Origin of the sequence: Amycolatopsis panacis (genome assembly GCF_003600245.1) — a bacterium.
In the GTDB taxonomy this organism is placed as follows: domain Bacteria; phylum Actinomycetota; class Actinomycetes; order Mycobacteriales; family Pseudonocardiaceae; genus Amycolatopsis; species Amycolatopsis sulphurea.
The window spans coordinates 23,494-41,135 of record NZ_QZFV01000109.1; the positions used below are offsets into that span (position 1 = coordinate 23,494).

The 17,642-nt window shown below is 69.1% G+C and carries 11 protein-coding genes; all 11 read right to left on the minus strand.

Features of this window, described 5'->3' with window-relative positions; all coding sequences use genetic code 11:
- Window position 1: 1 nt before the first annotated feature.
- The 11 genes from D5S19_RS23325 to D5S19_RS23375 all read right to left on the minus strand — a co-directional run bounded on the left by D5S19_RS23325 (window position 2) and on the right by D5S19_RS23375 (window position 17,351).
- A complete protein-coding gene (locus D5S19_RS23325) occupies window positions 2-445 on the minus strand; it encodes an FAS1-like dehydratase domain-containing protein (protein WP_120025643.1) in 444 nt (147 codons plus the stop codon).
- Window positions 442-1,227, minus strand: a complete 786-nt coding sequence (gene gntA / locus D5S19_RS23330; protein ID WP_120025539.1) for a guanitoxin biosynthesis heme-dependent pre-guanitoxin N-hydroxylase GntA — start codon at window positions 1,225-1,227, stop codon at window positions 442-444. The genes D5S19_RS23325 and gntA overlap by 4 nt, the downstream gene beginning before the upstream one ends.
- Before the next feature lie 86 nt (window positions 1,228-1,313).
- Window positions 1,314-1,559 (minus strand): acyl carrier protein, encoded by a 246-nt coding sequence (locus tag D5S19_RS23335; RefSeq protein ID WP_120025540.1) that lies wholly within the window; start codon window positions 1,557-1,559, stop codon window positions 1,314-1,316.
- A gap of 47 nt (window positions 1,560-1,606) precedes the next feature.
- Complete coding sequence (gene fabF / locus D5S19_RS23340) at window positions 1,607-2,866, minus strand: beta-ketoacyl-ACP synthase II (protein ID WP_120025541.1); 1,260 nt, start codon at window positions 2,864-2,866, stop codon at window positions 1,607-1,609.
- Window positions 2,856-4,598, minus strand: a complete 1,743-nt coding sequence (locus D5S19_RS23345; protein ID WP_120025542.1) for a thiamine pyrophosphate-binding protein — start codon at window positions 4,596-4,598, stop codon at window positions 2,856-2,858. The genes fabF and D5S19_RS23345 overlap by 11 nt, the downstream gene beginning before the upstream one ends.
- Complete coding sequence (locus tag D5S19_RS23350; RefSeq protein WP_120025543.1) at window positions 4,595-7,243, minus strand: aldehyde dehydrogenase family protein; 2,649 nt, start codon at window positions 7,241-7,243, stop codon at window positions 4,595-4,597. Before D5S19_RS23350 ends, D5S19_RS23345 begins: the two co-directional genes overlap by 4 nt.
- 19 nt (window positions 7,244-7,262) lie before the next feature.
- Window positions 7,263-9,482 carry an MMPL family transporter gene (locus D5S19_RS23355; protein WP_120025544.1) on the minus strand — a complete coding sequence of 740 codons (2,220 nt, stop codon included), beginning with the start codon at window positions 9,480-9,482 and terminating at the stop codon, window positions 7,263-7,265.
- A gap of 46 nt (window positions 9,483-9,528) precedes the next feature.
- The gene (locus D5S19_RS23360) at window positions 9,529-13,878 is read right to left on the minus strand and encodes a type I polyketide synthase (protein ID WP_199730655.1); all 4,350 of its coding nucleotides are present in this window, start codon (window positions 13,876-13,878) and stop codon (window positions 9,529-9,531) included.
- Window positions 13,879-14,665: 787 nt separating this feature from the next.
- Window positions 14,666-15,433, minus strand: coding sequence for an enoyl-ACP reductase FabI (gene fabI, locus D5S19_RS23365; RefSeq protein WP_199730656.1), 768 nt, complete (start codon window positions 15,431-15,433; stop codon window positions 14,666-14,668).
- Window positions 15,430-16,137, minus strand: a complete 708-nt coding sequence (gene fabG, locus D5S19_RS23370; RefSeq protein WP_120025547.1) for a 3-oxoacyl-ACP reductase FabG — start codon at window positions 16,135-16,137, stop codon at window positions 15,430-15,432. The genes fabI and fabG overlap by 4 nt, the downstream gene beginning before the upstream one ends.
- A gap of 674 nt (window positions 16,138-16,811) precedes the next feature.
- Entirely contained in the window at window positions 16,812-17,351 is a 540-nt protein-coding gene (locus tag D5S19_RS23375; RefSeq protein ID WP_120025548.1) for a putative immunity protein, read from the minus strand.
- Between the last annotated feature and the right edge of the window lie 291 nt (window positions 17,352-17,642).

Genomic DNA, 17,642 nt, shown 5'->3' on the forward strand with positions numbered 1-17,642 from the left:
CTCACTCGGCCCGCACGACGATGGTCGACCAGTCCGTCAGCACCGCTTCGCCCGCGACGGAGCGCACCTCGGTGCGCATCGTGATCTGGAGATTGCCGGCCAGCAGCTTGATGTTCTCGATCGCGACCGCGCAGGTCAGCCGGTCGCCCGCGCAGATCGGCCGCTGGTAGGTGAACCGCTGCCCGCCGTGCACGACCCGGCTGAAGTCGACGCCGACGTCCGGGTCGTCCACGACCTGCTGGGTCGCGGCGAAGGTGAACACGACCGGAAAGGTCGGCGGCGCAACGACATCCGGGTGCCCCAGTGCCCGCGCGGCTTCGGGCTGCCGGTAGACGGGAGAGTCGTCGCCGATGGCGTCGGCGAACGCCCGGATGTGCTCCCGGCCGACCTCGTACGGCGCGGTCGGCGGGTAGGTCCGGCCCACGAGGGCCTCGAAGCCGGTCACGGGTTCACCGGCGCGCCGGGCGCGATGTGCAGCGGGCATTTCCAGCCGTCCTCGGGCAGCCGTCCGGAATACATGACCGTCTCGGGATGGTCGCCGTCGAAATACCGCAGCGCCGGGTTCTCGTGTCCTTGCATTTCGCGATCACGCGCGCGGATCGCTCCGGTGATCGGCGCCATCCGGCCGGTCTCGCGGAGAATGTCGAACTGCTCGTGCGCATTGAAGACCAGGGTGGGCCGGGCGCCCCGGCGCGCCCAGCGGGAGGACGCCGGGTGCATGCCGACGACGAAGAAGGCGCGGCCGGAGAAGCTGAAGGAGAAGCCCTTCGCGTTGGGATCTGAGCCGACGCCGGAATTCCATTCGTGATGTTCCCGGTCGGCGTCGTGCATGAGCTGCAGATGGGACCAGAGCACCTGCTCGAACTGCGCCTCGTCCGCGCAGATCGGCCCGTCGAAGCTGGCGACGAACGAGGCGAAATGGTCCGCGCGGATGGGAAAGTCGTGGATGAACTGCCAGAGGTCGGCAGCGGCCGCTTGCGCGGCTTCCGCGCTGCCCAGAGCGGCGTAGGCGCCGAACCGGTAGTCGCCGCGGCGCAGCACGCCGCGGGAGACCAGGCAGGGATAAGGCTCGCTCAGCACCATCGCCCGGAAGGCCTCGTGGGCGAGCACCGCCGCCGGGGCCGGCGGACCGGCCTGCGGCCACAGCTTCGCGAACCGGCCGTCGTGCAGTCCGTGGTAGGAGCGCCCGGCTTCACCGGACGCCGGCGCAAAGGGGTTCTGCTCCATGACCTTCCTTCATCGATGACCGGGGGTTCGCGGGTGGAACGGGTGGGGCACCGCAGGCGGGGGAGGGAGGCGGTGCCCCACCCGGGTCATACGGCGGCGAGATTGCCCTGGATGAGCCCGACGATGTCGCCGACGGTGGTCACCTTCGCCAGGCTGTCCTCGGGAATGCTGACGCCGAACCGGTCTTCGGCGGCGACTACGACCTCCACCATCAGCAGCGAGTCGATGTCGAGTTCCTCGAACGAGCGTTCCATCGTGACCTCGTCCACGTCGGTGCCGGCGACCTCGTCGAGGATGGCGGCGAAACCGGTGCGGATCTCTTCGTCGTTCATGTGCTTCCCTTTCGTTTCAGGCGGATTCTTCGGGGGTGAGAGGAGGATCAGGGGCGCCAGGACCGGACGAGGGCGACCGCGTTGTGCCCGGCGAAGCCGAACGAATTGCTCATCGCGACCTCGACCCGGTGTTCCCGCGGGCGGTGCGGCACGTAGTCGAGTCCGGTGTCCTCGGGGTCGTCGCAGTTGATCGTCGGCGGGACGACCCCGTCGCGGATGGCGTGGATGCACGCGATCAGCTCGACCGAACCGGCGGCGCCGATCATGTGCCCGGTCATCGACTTGGTCGAGCTGATCGGGATCCGGGTCGCGTGCTCGCCGAGCACCTTGCGGATCGCGAGGGATTCGGTGCGGTCGTTGAGTTTCGTGCTGGTGCCGTGGGCGTTGACGTAATCCACAGTGGACGGATCGATCCCGGCGTCGGTGAGGGCGCCCTTGATGGCCAGCTCCGCGCCGAGACCTTCGGGATGCGGCGCGGTCGGGTGGTGGGCGTCGCTGCTCGCGCCGTACCCGATGAGTTCGGCGAGAATCGGCGCACCACGGCGCATCGCGCGTTCGGCTTCTTCCAGCACCAGCATCCCGGCGCCCTCGGCCATGACGAAGCCACTGCGCTCGTTGTCGAACGGCCGGGAGGCCTTCTCCGGCTCATCGTTGCGACGGGACAGCGCACGGGCGGAGCAGGCCGAGGCGATGTCCGATCCGGTCACCGAGGCGTCGGCGCCACCGGCGAGCACGACGTCGGCGTAGCCGTGCTGAATCCAGCGCATCGCCTCGCCGACGCTGGACGTGCCGCTCGCGCACGCCGTGCTGATCGCTCCGGAGGAACCCATGATCCCGAAGCGAAGCGCCACCTCGCCCGCGGCGTTGTCGATCGCCGACGCCGCCGCGGTGAACGGGCCGACCGCCCGGTGTCCTTTGTGCTCCAGCGTCAGGGACACGTGCGTCTGTGTCTGGCTCGCGCCGTAGCCGGACCCGATCAGCACCCCGGCCCGCGGCGCCAGCTCGTCGTCGATCGTCAGCTTCGCCGCTTCGACCGCCTCGATCGCGGCGGCCAGCGCGTACCGGGCGAACGGGTCGATCCGCCGGTGCACCCGCTTGGGCATGAACCGCTCGGGGTCGAACCCCCGGATCTCGCCGGCGATCCGGGTCGGCAGCTCGGTGGCGTCGAACGACTCGATCGGCGCCACACCGCTGCGGCCGGCGAGCAGGGACTGCCAGAAGTCCGCGGCGTTCAGGCCGACCGGCGAGATCACGCCACAGCCGGTGACCACGACCCGGCGCCGATGCGCCCGGTACTCAGCGCTCATGAGTGTCGGCTCCATTCTCCGTAACAGGGGTCGGCGGTGCGTTGACTGCGGCGCCGGGGAAGTCTCCGTCGAGTTCCTCGATGCCGGGCGGGACGTCGTCGATGGTCAGGGGGACTTCGAGCACGGCGACGCGGCCTTTCGAACTCTCCAGCAACCCCTGGCCGAGCGCCTCGGCGAAGCCGGCCTTCTCGGCGACGACCGTGTGCCAGACGGCCGGATGCGCAGGCACGGTCAGCGCGGCGTCCTGGCTCAGGAACCGGAACCGCGTCGCCGCGTCACCGTGCTGGTCCAGCTGGGACTGCAACCAGCCGTAGCCGCGGTTGCGCAGCACGATGTACAGCACTCCGACGCCGTGTTCGGCGAGCGTCGCCACGTCGGCGGCGACCATGGCGAACGCGCCGTCCCCGACGAACGCGACGACCGGACGTGCCCCGGCGGCCAGCTTGACCCCGCCGGCCGCGGCCGTGCCGAAGCCCAGCGTCGTCTGTTCCGAAGGCACGATCGATCCGGCGCCCGCGGGGATCGTCCAGTACGGGAAGAAGTAGGACCACATGTCCTGCAACCCGTTCTCCTGCACCAAAATCCGGTCCGGCGGCGCGGTCCGGTCCAGCGTGGCGAGGATCTCCGCGACGTGCAGCCGGCCCGATTCGGCCAGCTCGCCGAGCCGGTTCGCGACGGCCGTCTGCGCGCCGGTCCGGCAAGCGGCGACCGTGGTCCGCCATTCGGCGTTCGCCGGATCGGACCCCAGCGCGCGTTGCCAGCTCGCCACCACCGCGGCTCCTTCGCCGAGCACGGTGGCGCCGGGAAGGTCCGTCGACATTCCGGCCGCATCCAGGTTGACCTGCAGTACCGGCACTCCGGGGGAGGCGAAGCCACTGCCGTAGGTCGCGGTCTCTTCGAGGCGGCTGCCGACCGTGACCAGCAGGTCCGTGTTCCGCCAGACCGGCCCGGCTTCGGCCGGCGAGTACAGCCCGGCAAGCCCGCAGAACGCCGGGTGGTCCTCGTCGACGACGCCGCGGCCGGACGCGGTCGTGAAGATCGCCGCGCCGATCCGGTCGGCGAACGCTTCGAGCCGTCCGTCGGCATTGCGTCCGCGCATCCCGCCACCGACCAGCAGCACCGGCCGTCGCGACGCACGGAGCAACTCCAGCGCCTGGTCCGTGGCCTCCACTTCCGCAGCGACCTCCGGCATCGACGCCCAAGGGCGGTTGCGGACGATCTCGCCGCTGGTCAGCTCGTCCGGGATCTCCAGGTAGACCGGCCCCGGTGCGCCGCTGCCGGCCATCAGGAAAGCCTTCTCCAGCAACGGGATCAGCCGGTCCGGATGGTCGACCCGCGCCGCCCACTTGACCAGCGGCGTGACCAGAGGAAGCTGGTCGAGTTCCTGGAAAGCCGCGGCATCGCGGCGAGCGGCGGCAGTGCCGCCCGCCAGGACGACCACCGGTACCCCGGAGCTGCGTGCTTCCAGCAGACCGGTCAGCACGTTGGTCAGCGCCGGTCCCTTACCGACCACGCACACGCCGGTGGTGCCGGATTGCATGGCATATCCGGTCGCCATGAACATCGCGCCGCGCTGATCGCGGCACAGGATCATGCGCACGTCGGTGCTTTCGAGCGCATGAAGCAGGCCGAGATCGTCGCCGGGCAACCCGAACACCGTGCTTACCGCGCGGTGCACGAGCAACCCGACTGCTGCGTGCCAAGGGCTGGCGTACATTGTGGACACAGTCATACCCCGATGCCGAACTGGGCGACCGTCTTCGAGACCAGCAGCGGCTCGGCGACCCGGCGTCCCTGGTACGCCGCGTAGTTCGCCATGACCCCGCGCCCGCCGAACGGATGGTTGCCGCTGTCGGCCTCCAGAAGCGTGGAGTCGATCGTCACGGTGTGGCGTTTACGCAGCTTGTGCGCCAGCACATCGCCGGTGCCGTACAGCATCGCGGCCATCGCGCGTTCGGCGAAATACGGCGAGGCGAGTGCGTCGTTGAGCTGCTTCTCGTCTTCGTAGACCACGATGTTGAAGATCGGCGAGAAGAACTCGCTGATGTCGAGCGAGTCGCCGATATCGCGCACCAGGACCGTCGGCTGCACGTGTCCGGTGCGGAAATCGACCTCGCCGCCGGCCAGCACGTGTTCCCGGTTGCGCAGCAGGTACTCGGTCGCCGAGCGGAGCGCGGTGTCGTAGAACAGGGCGCCGTAGTCGGTGTCCGGGTCGGAATAGTCGCCGTAACGCTGTTCGGCGAGCCGCTTCATGACGCCGCGGACGAAACGTTCCCGCATCGAGCTGTGCACGAAGTACACGTCCGGGCCGAAGCAGTCCTGCCCGGAGTTGAGCAGCCGGATCCGGATGGCGTCCTCGATCGCGCGTTCACCGTCGGCGTCCGGGCCGACGACGAACGGGTTGATGCCCTGCCCGAAGAACAGCAGCAGCTGGTCCGGGCGCAGCTTGCCCCGCAGCTCTTCGGCGTTGGCATACGCCCCGGTGAACACCAGCACCTGGGCGTTCGCCGCCGGGCCGGTGACGAACGCCCGCTGGCCCGCCCGCGACATCTCCACCGGCAGGCCGTGCACCGGCGCGAGCAGCTCGTGCAGCCGATGGGTCTGCGCGGCCACCTGGCTGGAGGGCCGGGCCACGATCCGCTCGGTGAACAGCGACGGGACCAGCGCGTGCAGCACGTAGGAGTAGAGGATGATGTTCGAGGACATGAACACCGCGAGCTGCGAGATGCGCTTGGGCCGGTAGCGGTCGATCTCGTCGGCCGCGCCCTCCAGCGTGCGGATGGACGATTCGATCTCCTCGTCCACGGATCTGCGGATCGAGATCTCGGTGAGAATGTCGGCCACCTGGTCCGGCCGGTCCTTGAGGAATCCGATCACGTCGTGGATCGCGCGCAGCCGCTCGGGCAGCGGCACCGAGGTCAGCGCCAGCGCGGTGGTGGGCACCATCGGCCGGGCGGAGCCCTCGCCGAGGCGCTGCCGGGTGAGCCGGCGCAGCTCCACCATGTCCGGTTTCCCATTGCCGTTGAGCGGGAACTGCTCGACCACCAGCACCCGGTTCGGCTGCTCGTAGGCCGGCAGCAGCGCGTCGATCTCCCGCCGCCACAGCTGGGCGCTGGAGCCGTCCGGATCGGCGACCACGAACACCAGCTGGCAGCCGCGGCGCTCGTCCTCCAGCACGACGATCTTCACCGGCCGCCCGCACGCCTCGGCGCGGCGCTCGATCGCCTCGGGGTAGAGCGTGTGGCCGAGCCGGTGCACGGCGTACTTGCGGCCCACCACGTAGAGGTTGCCTTCGGTGTCCCAGTACCCGAGGTCGTCGGTCCGATACAGGTCGGACTCGATCGGCGCGATCGAACCGTCGTCGGCGAGGTAGCCGACCATCATCGCCGGGCTGCGCACCACGATCTCGCCGGTGCTGCCGATCGAGACCGGATTGCCGTCCGCGCCGACGATCGTGACCTCCACCCCGTCCAGCGGGCGGCCGGAGCCGACCGGGTTGTCCGGGGAGGCGAGCGCGATGTTGCCCGCTTCGTTGCTGCCGTAGCCGTCCAGCAGCGGGAGCCCGAACACCGACGCGAAGCGATCCGCGAAGGTGCTGCTCAGCGGCGCCCCGCCGACGCACCACATACGCACCGAGGACAGCTCCACCAGGTACTGCGGACGGCGCTCGGTCAGGTTCAGGATGCTGTGCAAAGTGGACGGTGTCGCGTCGACCACCGTCGCACCGGCCTCGGTCCCGACGCGCAACGCCTGGTCCAGCCGGCTGGTCGGCGTGACGACCAGGGTCGCGCCGATCCGCCACCAGATGAGCACCAGGGTGAGCCCGTAGAAGTGCGAGAGTGGCACGAGCGGGAGGAAGACGTCGCTGTCGCGGTAGCCCATCCGCGCCCGGGACCGTTCCAGATCGTCGGCCAGTACCTGCCCGGACCGGACGATGCCCTTGGGCAGCCCGGTCGAGCCCGAGGACCAGGTGATGAGCGCGTCCTGGCGCCGGTGCCAGGCGGTGAAGTCGAGTTCGGTCTCGTCGGCCGGGCCGGACAACCCGTCCGGCTCGTCCGTCGGAAGGTGGCGCACGCCTTCGGCCAGGTCGCCGTCCTGGCCGCCGAGCGCCCAGCGGGCCTTCGACACGACGGTGACGCGGGCGCATTCCTCGGCGGTCTGGCGGTCGTCGAGCAGGACGATCGACGCGTCGAGATGGATCAGCGCGAGCAGCGCGGTCACCGACTCCAGCGAGTTGTCCGCCTTGAGCAGGACGCGCTCGCCGGGGCGGAGCCCGGCCCGGCGCAACCGGCCGGCCAGGGCCAGCGCGTCGCGCGCCAGTTCCGTTCCGCTCCGGATCGCCGATCCGGTCACGAGCGTGGCATTCGGTGCATCCACTGGATCTCCTCAGTTCGGTTCAGCGATGGCCGACAGTCCCGGAAATGCGGTCGGTGAGCTTCTGCACCGCCGGCGGCACCCACCAGGCGGCGCGGCCGGCGATCTTCAGGAACGCGGGCACCAGCACCCCGCGGATCAGCAGGGCGTCCACCAGCACGGCGAGTCCGGTCCCGATCCCGAACAGCTTCGCCAGCGAGACGCCGGAAATGGCGGTGGAGAAAAAGGACACGGCGAGGATCGCGGCCGCGGCACTGATGATCGGGCCGCTCCCGCCGAGTCCTTTCCGGACCGACAGCACGGGATCGCCGGTCTCGTCGAAGCTCTCCTTGATGCGGGAGAGCAGGAACATCTCGTAGTCCATCGACAGCGCGTAGGCGATCACCAGCAAAAGCACCGGAATCGTCACCGCGATCGGCGCGGGCGTGACGCCGAACAGATCGGCCAGGTGGCCGTCCTGGAACACCCACACCATCGCGCCCAGCACCGCCAGCAGACCGAGGACGTTGCACACCACCGCCTTGATCGGCAGCAGGATGCTCCCGGTCGCGGCACCGAGCAGCAGGAACGTCAGCAGCGCGGCCAGCCCGACCCCCAGCGGCAGCCGGTCGCCGATCGACGCCGTGACATCGAGGTACTGGGCGGGCAGCCCGCCGACGGCCACTCGGTGATCGCCCGGCACCGGCACTGCGCGCACTGCCTGCACCAGCTGTTCGCCGTCGGTCGAGAACGGCTCCACGTCGTGGTTGACCTGCAACAACGTCGCTCCGCCCGAACTGGAGCCAGGCCCCGCCGGGCCGACCTGCCTGCCCTGTACGAACTGACCCGCGGCACTGGCGACGCCGGTCACGTGCGGCACTTCCGACAGCTTCGCCGCGTAACCGGCCAGATCGCCGGAGCCGCCCGGCCAATCCGGGCTGACCACCGACAGCGCAGCTTCGGTGTCGCCGGTGAACTGGGTCCGCACAACGTCGGTGACCACGCGGCTTTCCGTGCCCTGCGGCAGCGCACGCTCGTCGGGCACGCCGAACTGCGCGCCGAAGATCGGCACCGCCAGAACCGCGAGCAGCACGACCACGAGGAGCCCGAACAGTCCGGGGCGGCGCATCGTCGCACCGGCGATCCGGCCCCACATCCGGTCCTCCTCGGCCGGGCGCTCGGGCCGGGGCTTGGCAAACGACCACTTGTCGATCCGGTCGCCGAGCAGCAGAAGCGCGGCAGGCAAGGGGAAAAGCACGCACAGCAGGGTGATCGCCACGACCGCGACGCCCGCGTAGGCGAAGGAGCTGAGGAAGTACTGCCGGAACACCAGCAGCGTGGTCAGCACCGCGGCCACGATCACGCCGCTGAAGATCACCGTGCGCCCGGCGGTCCGCAAGGTCGCGAGGATCGCCTCCGGTCCTGCCAGCCCGCGACTTCGTTCCTCGCGGTACCGGGACACGATCAGCAGGCTGTAGTCGACCGCCAGCCCCAGGCCGAGCGCGGTGATCAGGTTGACGGAGAAGACCGACACCGAGATCGTCTGGCCGAGTCCGTAGAGGAAGGCCAGCGAACCGGAGATCGACAGCACGCCGACGAGCACCGGGAGCAGCGCCGCGATCAGTCCCCGGAAGACGAAGAACAGGAGGATCAGCGTCAACGGGAGCGCGATCAGTTCCGACAGCGCCACGTCGTTGTCGGTCTGCTCGGTCAGGTCGTTGTTGATCTGGGCCAGGCCACCGAAACGCACGGTGACCGGACCGTCGGCCTTGGCCAGCCGGTCGTGCAACCGGCTCGTCGTCCGGCCGACCGCGTCTTCGTCGCCCGCCGCGTGCACGAGCGTCAAGGCGCTGTGCCCGTCCTTGGACCGCAGGCTCGGATCGCCGCCGGCGAAGTAGCTGCCCACGAGCTGCGCGTCTCGTTCGCCGGCCAGCGTCGCCAGCACCCGGCGGCCGGTCTCCGCGGCCGTGTCGACCGGACCGTCGTCATTGCGTACCACCAGCACCAGATTCGGCTGTGCGGCAGGGAACTTCTGCGCGATCAGGTTCGCCGCGAAGGCGGAGTCCGAGTTCGGGTCGTCGAAACCGCCGTTCTTCAGCACCGACGACGCACCACCGGCCAGCGCACCGGTCACGATCAGGAACAACAGACCGAGCACCAGCACCCAGCGCGGGCGGCGCAGCGCGAACGGCAACCTCGGCGAGGGCCGGACGTCGTCCGGTTCGGACCCCGTGTCGGTGGCAGCGGTGGGTGGTGAAGACACAGAACGACTCCTGACAGTCTTTGGTGGATGCCGGGTGTTCGGGTGGTCAGTTCGCGCGCAGCCGCTGGAGTTCCTCGGCGACCACCGAAACCGTCCTGGTGATCTGCTCGGCGGTGTGCTCGGAGGTGATGAAGAACCGCAGGCGCGCTTCGTGCTCGGGCACCGCGGGGTACATGATCGGATTCACGCTGATCCCGCGCTCGAACAGCACTTCGGCCAGCCGCAGCGTCAGCGCGGAGTCGCCGACGACGCAGGGCACCACGGGCGATCCCTCGCTCGGCCCGGTGTTCAAACCCGCCTTGCGTGCCGCGTCGAGGAACAGCGCGGCGTTGCTGCGCAGGCGCGCCAGCCGCTCCGGTTCCTCGCGCAGGACACGGAGCGAGGCCAGGGCCGCCGCCGTGTTCGTCGGGGTCAATCCGACGCTGTAGACGAATCCGGGAACGCTGTACTTCAAGTACTGCACCACATTCGCCGAACCGGCGACGTACCCGCCACAGCTGGACAGCGACTTCGACAACGTGCCGGACCACAGGTCGATCGCAGACCGGTCGACGTCGAAGTGATCACCGACGCCACCGCCGTTCGGCCCGACGGTCCCGACGCTGTGCGCCTCGTCGACCATGACCAGCACGCCGTGCCGCTGCTTGACCTCGATGAGCCTGGGCAGGTCGACCAGGTCACCGTCCATGCTGTACACGCCTTCGACCACGACCAGCGCGCGCCGGTACTGCTTGCGGGCGCGGGTAAGCAGGGCGTCCAGCTCGGCCATGTCGTTGTGCGGGAAGGGAAGCCGGCGGGCGCCGGACAGCTTGCAGCCCTGGAGAATGCTGTCGTGCGCGAGTTCGTCGTGCACGACCAGGTCCTGCGGCCCGAGCAGGTGCCCGATCACCGACACGTTCGTCGCATGGCCGCTGACCAGCACGATCGCGTCCTCGGTGCCCAGCAGGCGGGCCAGCTCGGCCTCAAGGTGCTGGTGCACCGGACGGTCACCGGAGAGGAACCGGCTCGCCGACACGGAACTGCCGTAGGTGTCGAGCGCATCCGTGACCGCCTGCTTGATCACCGGATGGCCGGTCAGCCCGAGGTAGTTGTAGCTGGAGAAGCACACCAGCTCACGGCCGTCGATGCGGGTCGTGCCGGACGCCGTGCCTTCGTGCAGCAGGAAGTACGGGTTGTGCTCGGGGGAGCTGAGTTGCGACGCGAGCAGCTGCGCCTCGGGGAAGTCCTCGATGCGGTACTCCGGGGCGACCGTCGTGTCGCCGGGTTCGGGTTTCGCCGGCGCGGGCGTGGGGGAGAGGTTCAGCATGCCGCCGACCGTCGACACGATCTCGGCGATCGTCGGGCGCGGGGCGATGGCACCGGCCTTGAGCTGGTCGCTCACCTGCGGCCAGGTCTTCTGCACCGACCCGACCAGCTCGGTGAGCATCAGCGAGTCGAAGCCGAGTTCCTGCACGACCAGGTGCTCGTCGTGCAGCTGATCGATGGGGAAAGCGCTGATCCGGGAGATGTGGTCGTACACAGTGGACCGAACACGGTCGAACTCACCGGCGGCGGGCGGGGCGGCCTTCGCGGGCTCGGGGAGCGGGGCCGGGGCCGCTGGGACTGCAACGGGATCGAAAGCCTGCAGCACAGCCAGCTGTTCGCGCAGCAGGGTCACGACGTCGCTCATGGGGTGCTCCTTCACGGCTTCGGGGGCGGGCTCGGACGTGTGCTGGTGACGGGCCTCGTCCTGCTGGACCCAGTAGCGGCGCGTCCGCAACGGCGAGGCCGGCAGGCTCAGCAGCGCCTCCGCGGGGTCGAACAACGGCATCGGATCGACGGGGACGCCGAGCACCGCGAGCAGGCCCAGCGCGCCGAGGAAAGTGCGGCCGTCATCGGGTTCCTCGGCGCTCAGCTCGACGTAGTGCGCGTCGTCGTGCTCGCGCAGGTTCTGCCGCATCGTGGCCAGCACCGTGTGGCCGCCGAGCACCTGGACGAAAATCCGCGCGCCCGCCGCGTAGGCGGCTTCGGCGGCGGCGGCGAATCGGATCGGCGCGACGGCGTGCGAGGCCCACAGCTCCCGGAGTTCCTCGGGGTTCTCGCAGGCGAGACCGCTGACCGACGAGACGTAGCGCAGTCCGGGCGCGACGATGGGCGCGCTGGCCAGGTCTTTCGCGATGCCTTCGCCGGTTCCGGCCAGCAGCGGCGAGTGGAAGCCGTTGGAGACTTCCAGCTGGTGGGCATCGATCTCTTCGGCAGCGCACCGCCGTGCGACCTCGGCCAGGCCGTCCGCCCGGCCGCTGACCACTGTCTGCCGCGGGTGGTTGTACCCGGACAGCCACGCGCCCTCGACGCCCTGCAGCAGCTGTTCTGTCTGCTCGGCACTGGCGCGCAGCGCGAGCATTCCGCCGCTTTCCGCCTGTTCCGCCTTGCGCATCCGGGCACCCCGGAGGGCGAGCAGGCGAACGACCTCCTCATCGGACAGTGCACCGGCCACCGCCGCGGCCGGGAACTCGCCAACGCTGTGGCCGAGCGTGAGCATCGGCGCCACGCCCAGGGCGGTCACCGTCCGCGCCGCAGCGAGTCCGAGCACGCCGAGCGAGGGCTGGCAGACGTCTGTGCCGGTGAGACGGGCACGTCCCGGTTCAGTCGCCGCATCCGGCCCGTAGACCGCTTCCAGCCCGGAAAAGCCGGCCTCGCGGCGGAGAACGGCGTCCAGCGTGTCGGCACGTTCGCGGAGCGCGGCGAACCGCTGATACAGATCGCCGAGCATGCCGGGCCGCTGGCTGCCCTGCCCGGGAAACAGGAACGCGACCGCCCGCTTGGTCAGCGGCAGCGGGGTTTTGCCCGCGTAGCCCGCGTCGCCGAGGTGGCCGAGACGACCCTGCTCCAGCGACCGTTTGGCGTCGATCAGGCGTGTCCGCAGTTCCTCCCGATCACCGGCGACGACCGCCAGCCGGGCCGGGAGCAGCCGCCGCGAAGCGAGCGTGTGGGCGACGGCGCGGTGCGACACGGTCGGCATCGCCGCGAGTTCGTCGAGGACTTCGCCGACGTGCTGGGCGAGCAAAGCCGGGGTCGCCGCGGAGAACAGGAACAGTTCCGGCCGATCCGGCACTGCCGCCGTGGCCACAGTGGACAGTCCTTCTTCGAGTACGATGTGCGCGTTGGTACCGCCGAACCCGAAACCGCTCACACTCGCCCGCCGCGGCGAGCCGTTCGCCTCCCAAGGCGTGGGCTCGGCCGGAATCCGCAGCCCGGCCTCGGCGAGACCCGCTTCCGGATCGACCTCGGTCTCCGGCTGCGGGACGATCGTGCGATAGTGCAGGACCAGCGCCGCCTTGATCAGGCTAGCCATCCCGGACGCGCTGAGGCTGTGCCCGATCAGGCTCTTCACCGACGAAAGGTAGGCGGTGCCTTCGGGTTGCTCGTCGTCGGTCGCGCGGATCCGTTTGAGCGCTTCGAGTTCCACGCGGTCGCCCACCACGGTCGCCGTGCCGTGCGCCTCGATGAAGCCGACCGACCTCGGGTTCACCTCGGCATCGGCATACGCCCGCTCCAGCGCGAGGACCTGCCCCTCGGTGCGGGGCGTCATCGGCCCGTCCGTGGTGCCGTCGTTGGACACGCCGATGCCGCGCACCACCGCATAAACACGATCGCCCGCTGCGACGGCCTCGTCGAGCGGGCGGAGCACGATCGTGCCGATTCCTTCACCGAGCACGAATCCGTCGGCTCTCCGGTCGAACGGCCGGCACACGCCGGCCATCGACAGCGCGCCGACCTTCGCGAAGCCCACCAGGCCGACCGGCGCGAGGGCCAGATAGGCGCCGCCGACGAGCGCCGCGCTGCAGTGCCCGGCACGCAGGTGCGTGACGGCTTCCTGCAGCGCGATCAAGCTGGAGGAGCAGGCCGCGTCCACGGTGAAACTGGGACCGCCGAGGTCGAAGTACTGGCTGACCGTGGCCGCCGCCATGTTCAGCAGGCCACCGGGCACCGTGAACGGCTGGATCGTGCGGACGTCGGGCGAAAGCTCCATGTACTCCGAGGAACTCATCCCGAAGAAGACCCCGGTGCCGTGGCGGTCGAAGGGCTTGCGCTCCCAGCCCGCGTCCTGCAGCGCCTCGCGCGAGGTCTGCAGCAGCAGCCGGTGCTGCGGGTCCATCGCCTGTACGCGGCGGGGCGACATCCGGAAGTGCGCGGCGTCGAACTGGTCGACCTCGTCGAGCACCGCGATCCGGTCGGTGTAGGAGCGTTTCGACGCCCGTTTGTCGTCGGGGTCGTAGTAAGCGGAATGGTCCCAGCGCTCCGGCGGAACCGCCGAGAACCGGCGGCGTCCGGCCACCAGCAGCCGCCAATATTCCTGGAGGTTTCGCGCCCCCGGGAAACGGCACCCCATACCCACGATCGCTATGTCGCGCACCGGCCACCTCAATGTCGAGTCATGCCTGGCTCGTTGACTGTGCGGGCAGCGCAAGAGAAGGATCGCGATGCATTCGAGCGCACCGCGGTCACGTGATTCGATCTTCCCCAGAACCGACCGGTAGTCACACTCTCACACGATCGAGTGAGCGGTCAATGCGCGTGACAGCTGGGTCACAGCAGTGTTTCCGCAGCTCGAAGAGGTGTTTTCATCGGGGAAAGATCGAAGTACCCGGTAATTTGAACTCCGTTCAAGGTTTACCGTGGGTCGTCCCGGCGGGCAATTCGGGCGAAGGTTTCAAACGGCGATTCCGGAGTGTGGAAAGCGAGCGCGGCCGGAGCCTACTGTCCAGTAATGATGAATTTATTTCCTACTCCGATGGAAGATCGACTTCGCGACCCCCGGCGCGGGATTTGCCGTCGATTTACCTTTCGCGACCCCGCATGATTCAGCCGTTCCCGGGAGCCGCCGTCCGGGCAGGGTGTCGGCAAAGTCGGTGTGAAGGGTCGTGCGCAGACTGCGGAAACAGGTCCGGCACACACCACGAGGTGGTCGCGCACTTCGAACACAACCGCATCGCCCGCTGCCAGGCGCAATCGATCGAGATGGCAGGCACCGCCCATGATGACGCGGGAGCCACGGTTCTCTGCTGATCACAGGCCCTTCGACCAACTTTGCCGGGACCCTGCGCCGTCCGGGTGAAAATGGGGAAAACGAAAACGGTCCGGGCGTGCGCGGTACTGCCCGCGCCCGCCCGGACCGTTTCTTCCGGGTCAGTCGGCCTTCGTCAGTCACCCATCGCGTGATAGCCGCCGTCGGCGTGCACGATCTCGCCCGTCGTGGCCGGGAACCAATCGGAGAGGAGCCCGACGCAGGCTCGTGCGGCCGGCTCGATCTCGGTCGCCTTCCAGCCCAGCGGGGCGCGGCTGTGCCACGTGTGCTCGAAGTCCTCGAAGCCGGGAATGCCCTTGGCCGCCACCGTGCGCAGCGGCCCGGCCGCGACCAGGTTGACCCGGACGCCGCGCGGCCCCAGATGCCTGGCCAGGTACCGGGAACACGATTCCAGCCCCGCCTTGGCCACACCCATCCAGTCGTACGCCGACCAGGACACCGTGGCGTCGAAGTCGAGACCCACGATCGAGGCGCCCTCGCGCAGCAGCGGCATCGTCGCCGTGGCCAGCGCCTGCATCGAATACGTCGAGATGTGCAGCGCCGTCGAGACGTCGGCCCACGAGGCGTTCAGGAAGTTGCCGCCCAGCGCCGCCTCCGGCGCGAACCCGATCGCGTGCACCACCCCGTCGAGCCCGTCCACATGCGCGCGAACCCGCTCGGCCAGCGACGCGCACTGCCCTTCGTCGGTCACGTCGAGCTCCAGCACCGGCGGCGGCACCGGCAGCCGTTTGGCGATGCGCTCGACCAGGCTCATCCGGCCGAAGCCGGTGAGCACCACTTCGGCGCCCTGCTCCTGCGCGAGCCTGGCCACGTGGAACGCGATCGAGTCGGTGGTCAGCACCCCCGTCACGAGAATCTGCTTGCCGGCGAGGATGCCCATCAATACCCCATTCCCATACCACCGTCGACCGGGACGATCGCCCCGGTCAGGTACGCGGCTTCGTCACTGGCCAGAAACCGCACGACACGCGCGACGTCGTCCGCGTCGCCGTACCGGCCCAGTGGGATGCCCGCGAGTGCCGCTTCTTTGACCTTGTCCGGCAGGTCCTTGGTCATGTCCGTCGTGATGAACCCCGGCGTCACCACGTTGACGGTGATCCCGCGGCCACCCACCTCCCGGGCCAGCGACCGCGCGAGCCCGATCAGCCCCGCTTTCGACGCCCCGTAGTTCGCCTGCCCCCGCGCGCCCTGCATCGCCACGACGGAGGAGATCAACACAATCCGGCCTGTTCTGGCGCGGATCATGCCCCGCAACCCACGCCGGACCGTGCGGAAGACCCCCGTAAGGTTGGTGTCCAGGACCGAGGTGAACGCGCTCTCGGACATCATGGCGCCCAGCTGATCCATCGTCGTTCCCGCGTTGGCCACCATCACCTCGACCGGCCCGTGCGCCTTTTCCGCCGCCGTGAAAGCCGCATCGACGGACGCCGAATCGGTTACGTCACAAGGGATCCCGAGCAACCCGTCCGGCGGCTCCGCACTACGACAGGTGACCGCGACCGCGTCACCCCCTTCGGCCAGCGCCCGCGCGACGGCGAGCCCGATACCGCGGCCGCCACCGGTGACGAGCGCAGATCGCTTCCGCATCGAACCACCTTCTCGTGGGTGTTTCCTGGAACGGAAAATGCCGGTTACGAAATTGCCGGAGAGAAGCGATCGACGCTCACCAGTGCGGACCGCGACCTGGCCGTGTGAGCGCCGGTCGCGCATGGCCGTGAGACCACGTGTCGATCGCGTGCACAGGGTAGCAGGGAGGGGGTGGAGCGGCGGAGGTCGTGGAGAGGGGATGTGGTGATGTGGACCACGGTGGGGGCAGTCCCCCGAGGCCGACGACGAAGAGGACTTTCGTGCGGCGGGTTTCTCGCCTGAGGGCCGGGTTTTTGTCTACGCGTCGAACTGCTTCCGGCGTCTGGTGAAATACCTGCCGAATATGATCTCAGTGGTGAGTGACCAGGAAGATGCCTCCACAGACCGGATGGAGGAATACCTCTACGTCGTCAAGGACCTCTGATCGACGCTCTATGCGGTCGTCTCTTCGGCCTGATCTGGACCTGGCAGCTCGTCACCGCCATGGACATCGACCTGACCCAGGGCATCTCCGGGGCGCTCTCGCTGTCCTCGGCGTTGCAGGTGCCCTCTGGGCGTCGTTCCTCGGGCTCCGGCGGATGACGCAGCGTCAGCTCCTGGAGGGTCAAGGGCGCGCCGGCCTGGCCAAAGCCGATGTTCCGGCGGAGGTGACGCTCCTCGGCAATGGCCTTTGACTATCGCGCGAGCCGGAGCTGGGCGTCGAGACCTGCCATCAGCTGGGCGACTCGGCTCTGCCCCTGCGAGGCATCCGGATAGCGGCGCAGCACGTCGACAAGCAGCGGGGTGGCTCGCTCGACGGCCTGGTTGATCGAAGCCGTTCCAGCAGCAGGATCATCGCCGGCTTGAAGCTCTGCCACCCGCGCCGCGTTGGCCGCGGCCCGGAGAATATGTCCCACCTGGGTCGCCTTGGCCAGCGGATGCAGGTAAGCGGCGGCTGCAGCATCGCCCGCCGACTGAGCCGCGCAGGCAGCGGCCTCGCTCGTCGCCTCCTTCGCCGCACGGTGCGCATCTCGCGCCGCGACGCGCTGACGATTGCTGCGCGTCGCTCCGTTCACGAAGTCCCACGCCGCACCGATGGCGTCTCGGGGACGGGCGTCGTCGGGCTGGGAAAGTTCAAACACATCAACGACGCCCTGCGCGGCTTCGACCGCGTATCGCGTGACCTCGCGCAACTCGTCGATTGTCAGCACGAAGTCACCAGAGCTGTCCGTCACACCCACGATTTTCCCGCTCGGCTCCTTGGATCCGCCAGCCGCCCCGGGCGAACCTCGCAACGGAGCCGACGAGGTGCCGGGCCGCTTGCTGATTCCTGCCGTCACTTTCGACCCATGACACGACAATGCCCAGGCAAGAAACCTTCTCTCACCTGGGCAAACGTCGGGCTGACAGGATTTGAACCTGCGACCCCTTGTACTTACTCGGCTCGTGCCCGACCTGCGGCGGGTTCGGTATTTCCCTTGCTATCAAAGGAAATACCTGTCCGTGATCATGGTTGTCAGTCGTTG

Excerpts from the sequence above, each read along its gene's own strand:
- gntA (WP_120025539.1), bottom strand. The coding sequence starts at position 1,227 with ATGGAGCAGAACCCCTTTGCGCCGGCGTCCGGTGAAGCCGGGCGCTCC.
- fabG (WP_120025547.1), bottom strand. The coding sequence starts at position 16,137 with ATGCGGAAGCGATCTGCGCTCGTCACCGGTGGCGGCCGCGGTATCGGG.
- D5S19_RS23335 (WP_120025540.1), bottom strand. The coding sequence starts at position 1,559 with ATGAACGACGAAGAGATCCGCACCGGTTTCGCCGCCATCCTCGACGAG.
- fabF (WP_120025541.1), bottom strand. The coding sequence starts at position 2,866 with ATGAGCGCTGAGTACCGGGCGCATCGGCGCCGGGTCGTGGTCACCGGC.
- D5S19_RS23345 (WP_120025542.1), bottom strand. The coding sequence starts at position 4,598 with ATGACTGTGTCCACAATGTACGCCAGCCCTTGGCACGCAGCAGTCGGG.